This is a genomic window from Mycobacterium sp. TH-M11 (assembly GCF_057473725.1).
This window is the reverse complement of the sequence record NZ_JBYCLD010000217.1, coordinates 1-2,365: the sequence shown is the minus strand read 5'-3', so window position 1 is coordinate 2,365 and position 2,365 is coordinate 1. Positions and strand designations below refer to the sequence as shown.

At 67.0% G+C, this 2,365-nt stretch carries 2 protein-coding genes; both read left to right on the top strand.

What is annotated here, in order from left to right; all coding sequences use genetic code 11:
* Positions 1-1,193: polyribonucleotide nucleotidyltransferase (locus tag AC2VOG_RS09415; protein ID WP_486939638.1), on the top strand; the 1,193-nt coding region annotated here is incomplete at its 5' end.
* On the top strand, positions 1,171-2,365 hold a 1,195-nt coding region (locus AC2VOG_RS09410; protein WP_486939637.1), incomplete at its 3' end, for a M16 family metallopeptidase. The genes AC2VOG_RS09415 and AC2VOG_RS09410, both read left to right, overlap by 23 nt.

Here is a 2,365-nt window from a genome sequence, read left to right as displayed (position 1 = left end):
ACGGCAGCGCGCTGTTCGAGCGTGGCGAGACCCAGATCATGGGCGTCACCACCCTCGACATGGTCAAGATGGCCCAGCAGATCGACTCGCTGGGGCCGGAAACGTCCAAGCGCTACATGCACCACTACAACTTCCCGCCGTTCTCCACCGGCGAGACCGGCCGGGTCGGCTCGCCCAAGCGGCGCGAGATCGGCCACGGCGCGCTGGCGGAGCGGGCCCTGATGCCGGTACTGCCCAGTATCGAAGAGTTCCCCTACGCGATCCGACAGGTCTCAGAAGCCTTGAGCTCCAACGGTTCCACCTCGATGGGCTCGGTGTGTGCCTCGACGCTGTCGCTGCTGAACGCCGGCGTGCCGCTCAAGGCGCCGGTCGCCGGTATCGCGATGGGCCTGGTGTCTGATGACGTTGAAGTGGACGGCAAGACCGAGCGCAGGTTCGTCACGCTCACCGACATCCTCGGTGCCGAAGACGCATTCGGTGACATGGACTTCAAGTGCGCCGGCACCAAGGACTTCGTCACCGCGCTGCAGTTGGACACCAAGCTCGACGGCATCCCGTCGCAGGTGCTCGCGGGTGCGCTCGCCCAGGCGAAGGACGCGCGACTGACCATCCTGGAAGTGATGGCCGAGGCGATTGACGAGCCGGACGAGATGAGCCCGTACGCGCCGCGGATCACCACGATCAAGGTGCCGGTGGACAAGATCGGCGAGGTGATCGGGCCCAAGGGCAAGATGATCAACTCGATCACCGAAGAGACCGGCGCGCAGATTTCGATCGAAGACGACGGCACCGTGTTCGTCGGTGCCAGCAGTGGCGAGGCGGCGCAGGCCGCGATCGACAAGATCAACGCGATCGCCAACCCGCAGCTGCCCAAGACCGGTGAGCGATTCCTCGGCACCGTGGTCAAGACCACCGATTTCGGTGCGTTCGTGTCGCTGCTGCCGGGTCGCGACGGCTTGGTGCACATCTCCAAGCTCGGTCAGGGCAAGCGCGTCGCCAAGGTCGAAGACGTCGTGAATGTCGGCGACAAGCTTCGCGTCGAGATCGCCGACATCGACAAGCGGGGCAAGATCTCCCTGGTGCTTGTCGGCGACGAGGCCGCGGCCGGCGCGTCCGGTGACGGCGACGCTGCTCCCAGCCCGGAGGCTGCCGTGTCGCAGACCGAAGCCGATGCCGCGACGGCCGGCAGTTAGTCCATCGACGCAGCCGCTGCGCCGCGGACGGCACGGCTCTGAGCCGTCCGCGGCGTTTCGGCGCACCACACTTCCTGGCGGCTTGCGGATCGTCACCGAATACCTGCCCGGGGTGCGCTCTGCCTCGGTCGGGGTCTGGGTCGGAGTCGGGTCGCGCGACGAAGGCAGCACGGTCGCCGGTGCCGCGCACTTCCTGGAACACCTGCTGTTCAAGGCGACTCCGACGCGCACCGCCGTCGATATCGCCCAAGCGATGGACGCGGTCGGCGGCGAACTGAACGCGTTCACCGCCAAAGAGCACACCTGCTACTACGCGCATGTGCTCGACAGCGATCTCGCGCTGGCCGTCGACCTGGTCAGCGACGTCGTGCTGAATGGGCTTTGTGCGGCAAGCGATGTCGAGGTCGAACGCGACGTCGTCCTCGAAGAGATCGCGATGCGCGACGACGACCCCGAAGACGCACTGGCCGACCAGTTCCTGGCGGCGCTGTTCGGTGATCACCCGGTGGGCCGCCCGGTGATCGGCAGCGTGCAGTCGGTGTCGTCGATGACGCGTGCGCAGCTGCATTCGTTCCATCAGCGGCGCTACACGCCCGAGCGGATGGTCGTCGCCGTGGCCGGAAACGTCGACCACGGCGACGTGGTGTCCCTGGTGCGTGAGCGCTTCGGGCCGCGGTTGGCGCGAGACCGTCACGCGATCGCGCCGCGGAAGGGCGCGGGCCGGGTCGGCGGTCGCCCCGGGCTGACGGTGGTCAACCGGGACGCCGAGCAAACCCACGTTTTCCTGGGCGTACGAACCCCGGGTCGGTACTGGAAGCACCGCTGGGCGCTGTCGGTGCTGAACACCGCAATCGGCGGCGGCTTGAGTTCCCGCCTTTTCCAACAGGTTCGAGAGTCCCGCGGACTGGCCTACTCGGTGTACTCGTCGCTGGACACCTTCTCCGACGCCGGAGCCATGTCGGTGTACGCCGCGTGCCTGCCCGAGCGCTTCGCCGAAGTGATCCGGGTGACCGCCGACGTGCTCGCCGAGGTGGGTCGCGACGGCATCACCGAGAAGGAATGCCGGATTGCGAAGGGCTCGCTGCGTGGTGGGCTGGTGCTCGGTCTGGAAGACTCCAGTTCACGGATGAACCGCATCGGTCGTGGCGAACTCAACTACGCTGAGCACCGAA